At 61.9% G+C, this 7,993-nt stretch carries 5 protein-coding genes; 1 reads left to right on the forward strand and 4 read right to left on the reverse strand.

What is annotated here, in order from left to right; translation table 11 throughout:
* Positions 1–528: 528 nt before the first annotated feature.
* The 4 genes from acs to ACGVWT_RS18850 all read right to left on the reverse strand — a co-directional run bounded on the left by acs (position 529) and on the right by ACGVWT_RS18850 (position 6,662).
* Positions 529–2,811, reverse strand: a complete 2,283-nt coding sequence (acs, locus tag ACGVWT_RS18835; RefSeq protein WP_394427752.1) for an acetate--CoA ligase — start codon at positions 2,809–2,811, stop codon at positions 529–531.
* Entirely contained in the window at positions 2,811–3,845 is a 1,035-nt protein-coding gene (gene adhP / locus ACGVWT_RS18840) for an alcohol dehydrogenase AdhP (RefSeq protein WP_066278433.1), read from the reverse strand. Before adhP ends, acs begins: the two co-directional genes overlap by 1 nt.
* A gap of 79 nt (positions 3,846–3,924) precedes the next feature.
* Positions 3,925–5,445, reverse strand: coding sequence for an aldehyde dehydrogenase (gene adh, locus ACGVWT_RS18845; protein ID WP_183937418.1), 1,521 nt, complete (start codon positions 5,443–5,445; stop codon positions 3,925–3,927).
* A 140-nt stretch (positions 5,446–5,585) separates the two neighbouring features.
* The gene (locus ACGVWT_RS18850; protein ID WP_296744631.1) at positions 5,586–6,662 is read right to left on the reverse strand and encodes a GAF domain-containing protein; all 1,077 of its coding nucleotides are present in this window, start codon (positions 6,660–6,662) and stop codon (positions 5,586–5,588) included.
* Positions 6,663–6,960: 298 nt separating this feature from the next.
* On the opposite strand from ACGVWT_RS18850, the gene ACGVWT_RS18855 reads away from it, so the two are divergent.
* A protein-coding gene (locus ACGVWT_RS18855) for an IS5 family transposase (protein WP_394427756.1) occupies positions 6,961–7,718 on the forward strand; the annotation gives its coding sequence in 2 pieces (ribosomal slippage) (positions 6,961–7,282 and positions 7,282–7,718; 759 coding nt in all).
* Positions 7,719–7,993 lie beyond the last annotated feature (275 nt).

The following is a 7,993-nucleotide window of genomic DNA, read 5'->3' on the forward strand; positions in this document are numbered from 1 at the left end:
CCGTCTCACTGACCGTGCGCTATGTCTCACGGAATTTGCGTCTGGCGAGACTATCTGTCTCAAACAACGTGCGCCGGAAACCGCCCTTTATTGCGCGTCCGGGCGATCATCATTGCAGTTCGCTACAGGTAGTTGTAGCGGCTCGCAAACATAGCGGCGTCTGCTCGCCATCGGAGCGATTTTGTGCTCACGCTCTCTGCCACTGGCGGGCGGCATCGTGCTCAAATTAGCTGCCAGCGTGCTCGCCATCATCGGGCGCTGCTCGCAATCGGAGATGGCTGCTCACATTATCCGCTCCGGGCGGATGCCAAAGGCGGGTTCATTTCACGGGCCGGATCGTCCCATTTCTCCGTCTCCAACCGGCCATTTCGGGAATGAGCAATCGGGAACATATTTTGGGAAAACGGCTATTCCCCTGCCGTCCGGCGCGCCTTGCGACCGTCAGCCGTCTCCCTGAACCTTCCCAATCGGGAACGGTGCCGGAGACGATCCTAACTTCGGAAAGCTTTCCTGTCCCCGTCACGGACCCTAGGCGCTGATGCGGTTGGCCACGAGTTCGTCGACCACCGCAGGGTCGGCCAAGGTTGACATGTCTCCGACTTCGCCCGGTTTCCCTTCGGCAATCTTGCGCAGAATGCGGCGCATGATCTTGCCGCTGCGCGTCTTGGGTAGGCTGGGCGCAAACTGGATCGCATCGGGCGTGGCGATCGGACCGATCTCGCTGCGCACCCATTTGCACAGCGCGGCACGCAGGGCCTCGTCGCCCTCCTGATCCGCGTTGAGCGTCACGAAGGCGTAAATGCCTTGTCCCTTGATATCGTGCGGCATGCCCACCACCGCCGCTTCCGCCACACGCTCATGCGCCACCAGCGCGCTTTCGACTTCGGCGGTGCCCATGCGGTGGCCCGATACGTTGATCACATCATCCACCCGGCCGGTAATCCAGTAATCGCCATCGGCATCGCGACGTGCGCCGTCTCCGGTGAAATAGCTGCCCGGGTAGGTGCTGAAATAGGTCTGAAAGAAGCGTTCGTGATTGCCGTAAACCGTGCGCATCTGACCGGGCCAGCTACGGGTGAGGACGAGATTGCCCTCCACCGCGCCGGCCAGTGTGCGGCCTTCGGCATCGACCAGTTCCGGAAATACACCCGGCAGCGGCTTGGTCGCCGATCCTGGCTTCGCCTCCGCCGTGCCGTTCACGGGCGCGATCAGCGCCGCGCCAGTTTCGGTCTGCCACCATGTGTCGACGATGTCGCAACGCTCGCCGCCGATCACGCGGTGATACCAGTTCCAGGCCTCGGGATTGATCGGCTCGCCTACGGTGCCGAGCAGCCGCAGCCGGGACAGATCGTGTTGTTTCACCGGCTCCTCTCCTTCGCGCATCAGCGCGCGGATCGCGGTCGGCGCGGTGTAGAACACGGTGACGCCCAGACGCTGGCACGTTTCCCATAGGCGTCCGGCATCAGGATAGGTCGGCACGCCGTCAAACATTACCGTGCTGGCGCCGTTCGCGAGCGGCCCGTAAACGACATAGCTGTGGCCCGTGATCCAACCGACATCGGCCGTGCACCAGAATAGATCGTCGTCGGCTAACCCGAATAGAAGATCCGTGGTGAGCGTGACCCACAGGAGATAACCGCCGGTGCTGTGCAGCACGCCCTTGGGCTTGCCGGTCGATCCGCTGGTGTAGAGAATGAACAGCGGATCTTCCGCATTCATTGGCTCGGGCGGACAATCGGCATCGACCCCTTTGCTCAAGTCGTGCCACCACCAATCGCGGCCCTCCTTGAGATCGACCTCGGTCGTCGTCCGCTGTACGACGATAACCGTTTCGACCCCGCCCGCCTTTGCACAGGCCGCGTCGACATTGGCCTTTAGGGGAACCGACCTGCCGCCGCGCCTGCCTTCATTGGCGGTGATAACGAGCTTGGCGCCGCAATCGGAAATACGATCAGACAGACTATCGGGTGAAAAGCCACCGAACACCACCGAATGTACCCCGCCGATTCGTGTGCAGGCAAGCATGGCGATCGCGGCTTCGGGTACCATCGGCATGTACAGGACTACCCGATCTCCCTTGGCGACTCCGCGGCCCTTCAACACATTGGCGAAACGACAGACTTCCGTATGCAGTTCGCGGTAAGTGAGGGTTCGCCCCTCGCCCGGCTCGTCCCCTTCGAAAACGATGGCGGCGTTGTCGCCACGGGCATCCAGATGGCGATCGAGGCAGTTGACCGAAACATTCAGTTCGCCGTCGGCAAACCAGCGAATGCCGAAGTCGGCTTTGTCGAAGCTGCTCTCGTCCGCTTTGGTCGGGAAGACGCTCCAGTTCAGGCGGCATGCCTCGGCCAGCCAAAAGGCGTCGGGATCGCGCTCCACCGATGCTTGCATCGCGTGAAGCCTGTCGGTTGCCGCCAACATGGTGATCTCGGCCTTCTCATAGACACGGCTTCGCACGAGAAAGCGTCGGCCCGTTCCGTTGTCGAGGCTGAACATCCCGCCCCGTCCCTCCACCACGTCGAGGATCAGCTGCGTGTGCTTCCATGCCGCGAATTGCTGCGCCCCGATATAGACTGGCGTGGTGCCTATGGTGCCGAGCAGCACGTCCGATCCGCCAAGGCAAAACTCGCTGCGGGGATAAACCATCGGGCTGGAACCGTCGCAGCAACCGCCCGACTGGTGGACCAGCACCGGGCCGTGACGGTCGACGATTTCGGCCAGCAGCGCCGCTCCCGCCTCGGTGGCAATCACACGGCGAACCAAAGCGGCCCGCCCCATTTTTCCCTCGTCCTGCTCGTCACCGTTCGCCATTATACGGTCAGGTCGAGGACGACCCGCCCTTCGATCTGGCCCTGCCGCATACGGTCGAACACCGAGTTGATGTCTTCGAGACCGGCAGTCGAGATCGTCGCCTTCACCTTGCCGTCGCCAGCGAATTCGAGCGATTCCTGCAGGTCCAGCCTGGTGCCGACGATGGAGCCGCGTATGGTAATACCGTTCAGTACCATGCCGAAGATGTTGAGCGGGAAATCACCCGGCGGCAGGCCGTTAAGCGCGACGGTGCCGCCGCGCCCGATCATGCCGACCGCCTGTTCAAAGGCCTTTTCGCTCACCGCGGTCACCAGCGCGCCGCGCGCGCCTCCGCTGGTCAATCGCCTTACCGTCGTGGCGGGATCATTGTCCGTCCGTGCGTTGACCGTCTCCACCGCACCGAGCCTGCGGGCGAGGTCGAGTTTGGCGTCGTCGACGTCGACGGCGACCACCTTCATCCCCATGGCCACCGCATATTGTACCGCCATATGGCCGAGACCGCCGATGCCGGAGATGACGACCGCATCGCCGGGCCGGGTATCGGTCATCTTCAGGCCCTTGTAGACCGTCACGCCCGCGCACAACACCGGCGCGATTTCGTTGAAGCCGACATTGTCCGGCAGGTGGCCGACATAATTGGGGTCGGCCAGCACGTAGTCGGCGAACCCGCCATTGACCGAATAGCCGGTGTTCAACTGGCTTTCGCACAGCGTCTCCCATCCACCGAGGCAGTGCGTGCAGTGACCGCAAGCGGTGTAGAGCCAAGGCACGCCGACCCGGTCGCCTTCCTTCACGTGGGTCACGCCCTTGCCCACAGCGGAGACAAAGCCCACGCCTTCGTGGCCCGGGATAAAGGGCGGCTCGGGCTTTACCGGCCAGTCGCCTTCTGCGGCGTGGAGGTCGGTGTGACACACACCGGAGGCCTGAATGGCAACCTGGATCATGCCGGGCTGGACCTCGGGCACCGGAACTTCCTCGATCCGCAGTGGCTCGCCAAAGGCGCGCACGACGGCGGCTTTCATGGTCTTGCTCATGACATCTCTCCTGTAGTTTTATCGTTCGAAGGCCGGGCGGCGGGCGAAACTCCGCGTCGCCGTGCCCGGGCTGTTCGCCTCAGAAGAAGCCGAGCTTCTTCGGGCTGTAACTGACCAGCATGTTCTTGGTCTGCTGATAGTGGTCGAGCATCATGCGGTGGTTTTCGCGCCCGATGCCGGATTGCTTGTAGCCGCCGAACGCCGCGTGGGCGGGATAGGCATGGTAGCAATTGGTCCACACACGTCCCGCGCGGATCGCGCGGCCGAAGCGGTAGCAGGTGTTCGCATCCCGGCTCCACACGCCCGCGCCCAGGCCATAAAGCGTATCGTTGGCGATGTTCAGCGCCTCATCCTGGTCCTTGAAGGTGGTGACCGACAGGACCGGTCCGAAGATTTCCTCCTGAAAAATCCGCATCCGGTTATGGCCACGGAACACGGTGGGTTTTACATAGTAGCCGCCTGCAAGATCGCCTTCGAACCGGGCTGCCTCGCCGCCGGTCAGCAGTTCGGCGCCCTCCTGTTTGCCGATATCGATGTAGGATAGGATCTTCTGCTGCTGTTCGGATGATGCCTGCGCGCCGATCATTGTCTCCAGATCGAGCGGATTGCCTGCCTTGATCGCCTCAACGCGCTGGATCGCGCGTTCCATGAAGCGGTCGTAAATGTTCTCATGCACCAGTGCCCGGCTTGGACAGGTGCATACCTCGCCTTGGTTGAGCGCGAACATCACTAGGCCCTCGATCGCCTTGTCGAGATAATCGTCGTCCTCGCGACATACGTCCTCGAAAAAGATGTTCGGACTTTTCCCGCCGAGCTCCAGCGTCACCGGGATCAGGTTCTCGCTGGCATATTGCATGATGAGCCGACCCGTCGTCGTCTCGCCCGTGAAGGCAATCTTCGCGATGCGGTTGCTGCTGGCGAGCGGCTTGCCGGCTTCCAAGCCGAAGCCGTTGACCACGTTGACCACCCCGGCGGGCAGCAGGTCGCCGATGATTTCCATCAGGACCATGATCGACGCCGGCGTCTGTTCGGCCGGTTTCAATACCACGCAATTGCCTGCCGCCAGTGCCGGTGCGAGTTTCCACACCGCCATCAGGATCGGGAAGTTCCACGGAATAATCTGGCCGACCACGCCCAGTGGCTCATGGAAATGATAAGCGACCGTATCGTGATCGATCTCCGAGATACCGCCTTCCTGCGCGCGGATGCAGCCTGCGAAATAGCGGAAGTGATCGATCGCCAGCGGAATGTCCGCGGCCATTGTCTCGCGTAGCGGTTTTCCGTTGTCCCAGGTTTCCGCGATGGCGAGCTCGCGAAGATTTTCCTCCATCCGGTCCGCGATCCGATTGAGGATCAAGGCTCGCTCGCTAACGCTGGTGCGGCCCCAGGCCTCCTTCGCCGCATGCGCCGCATCCAGCGCGGCTTCGACATCGGCCGCCTGACTGCGTGCCACCTGACCAATGGATCTGCCGGTAATCGACGAGATGTTGTCGAAATAGCGCCCGTCCTTGGGCGCGGTCCACTTTCCGCCGATGAAGTTGTCGTAGCGTTCCGCGAACGGCACCGTCATCGAAGTGGCGGGGTTGGTCTGTATGTCCATCACGTCATCCTCTCGAAACCGCCGGATCCTTCCGGTCGCGAGGACGATAGTTCCGCGAGATGGCGGCGGTGCACAGGGACTGCCGGTTGATGGAATGGGTCGATTGTCTCGCTATCGAGACAATGGGGAGACCAGATATGTCAGCGACGCTGCAAACCTACCCTTTCCATTCGACGATAGAGAGTAGCTCGACCGATGCCGAGTTCCTTTGCCGCCTTGGTGGCGTTGCCGTCTGCCCGCGCCAGCGCGCGGCGCAAGAAAGCCCGTTCCGAGTCAGCGAACGAGGTGGCTTCTTCGCCACCGAGGATATTCGAAGCCGTGCGGCGGCCCCCGAGACACGCGTTGGTCAGTTTGAACCGATGCCTTGCAGCGAAGGTCGCGCCGATGACCAGATCGTCCCGATCAACGGCCAGCAAGGCTGCATCGCCGCCTGGCAGATTGGCATCGATGATCCGGTACGAGGCGAAATGCGCGCGAAAGATGCCGCTCTCGATCCGGCGAGCGGCATCCTGCACGATCTTCTGAACGAGCATTCCCATCGCGGCGCTGTGGTCGTAGCGGCAGTTCGAGATATCCAAGGCGCCGACAAGCTGGCCGGTCGCATCGCGCACCGGCGCATCCATGCAGCTTATGCCCGTATTCCGGCTGGCGAAGTGTTCATCTCGATGGATCGTGACCGGTCGACCCTCGATCAGGCAGGTGCCGATCCCGTTCGTGCCTTCCCGGCTTTCGCTCCACACTCCGCCGGGCGTCAAGCCGATCCGATCGAAAAGCTCGCGGTCACCCGCGAGGCTACGCGCTTCCAGAACGACACCGTCATTGTCCGACAGCATCACGGCGCAACCCGTGGCAGAGACGATCTGGAACAGCTGGTCGAGCAAGGGACGCGCGACCTCCAGCATCAACTCACAGCGTTGCCGCCGCTGAATCAGGTCACTTGCAGATACAAGATCTGGAACCCGATCGGCTCCTGCGTCGAGACCGTGCTTTAGGCCCGAACGACACCAGCTGGCAGCAACAAGCGAATGCGCGGCACTGGCTGAGCAATGCAGGACCTCTTCGACAACTGCTTCATGCCGATCCTTCATCGCGCCGGGATACACGAAATGTCGCCAGTTGTCGAACCAATGCCGTAGTGTTCTGCATCCCGCCAGCGGCCTTTGGTGTGAAGAAAGGTATCCTTGCGTCGATAAATTGACATCACGCTGACCGGTCACCCTGCCTGCATCGTGCCATCCGGCAATTGCTTGCAGCCGCCCATCGGTTCGTCCGTCAGTCAGGACAGGTCGCTCATTTTGCGCTTACTACGGAGCCTGAACCAGATCCAGACGTTTCCATCATTGAACTCCAACCTTGAGCTGAGAAAATTTCCGATTTCCGATTTCCGAACGGAAACGGACTGTTCTGACTGTCTTTCATACCCTTCCGATCGGGAATGGTATGAGAGCCTAGTTAGGGGCAGGACCCATTGATGTGAGCGTCGCGATCTGATTCAGGCTCCGCGAGGAGACCGGAATGAGTGACCTGTTTTGGCTGACGGATGAGCAGATTGAGCGGCTGCGGCCGTTCTTTCCCAAGAGCCACGGCCGGCCGCGGGTGGACGACCGACGGGTTCTGAGCGGCATCGTCTTCGTCAACCGCAATGGGCTGCGCTGGCGAGATGCGCCCAGCGCCTATGGGCCACACAAGACGCTCTACAACCGGTGGAAGCGCCGGGGTGAGGCAGGCGTGTTCACGCGGATGATGGAAGGGCTGGCGGCGGCAGGCGCCGAGCCGAAGACGGTTATGATCGACGCCACCTACCTGAAGGCGTACCGCACGGCATCGAGCCTGCGGGTAAAAAGGGGGGCCTTGGCCGCCTGATAGGCCGCACCAAGGGCGGCATGAACACCAAGCTCCATGCCGTAGCCGATGCGAACGGACGCCCCTTGAGCTTCTTTATGACCGCCGGGCAGGTCAGCGACTACACCGGTGCGGCCGCGTTGCTGGACGACCTGCCGAAGGCTCAGTGGCTGCTAGGTGACCGCGGCTACGACGCCGACTGGTTCAGGGATGCGCTCCAGGCCAAGGGCATCCAACCCTGCATCCCAGGGCGGCGGTCCCGCAACGAGCCGGTCAGGTACGACAAGCGCCGCTATCGGCGACGTAACCGCATCGAGATCATGTTCGGCCGCCTCAAGGACTGGCGCCGCGTCGCAACCCGCTACGACCGCTGCCCGACCGTCTTCTTCTCCGCCATCGCCCTCGCTGCCACCGTCATCTTCTGGCTGTAATCAACGAGTCCTGACCTTAAAGCATGATCGCGCGCTTGGTGGGTGCCACTGCGGTAAGCATGTAACTGTCCCAAAACACCATCCCAAACGGGACGATCGCTGCAAGCGCGATCCGACTGGAACGGTCGTAAACGTATATCGGTGCCCGTTCTATGCGCTCACGCTGTTCGCAAAAACCTTCCTTTCTGACGATCCTGCTGGCAGGCCGGCTCGGCGACGCATTCCGGCGGTCCGCCATTTGTCAAAACTGTTCTGGAAACCTGCTTCGCAAAACG

It is taken from the genome of Sphingomonas sp. S6, assembly GCF_043498045.1.
Taxonomy (GTDB): Bacteria; Pseudomonadota; Alphaproteobacteria; order Sphingomonadales; family Sphingomonadaceae; genus Sphingomonas.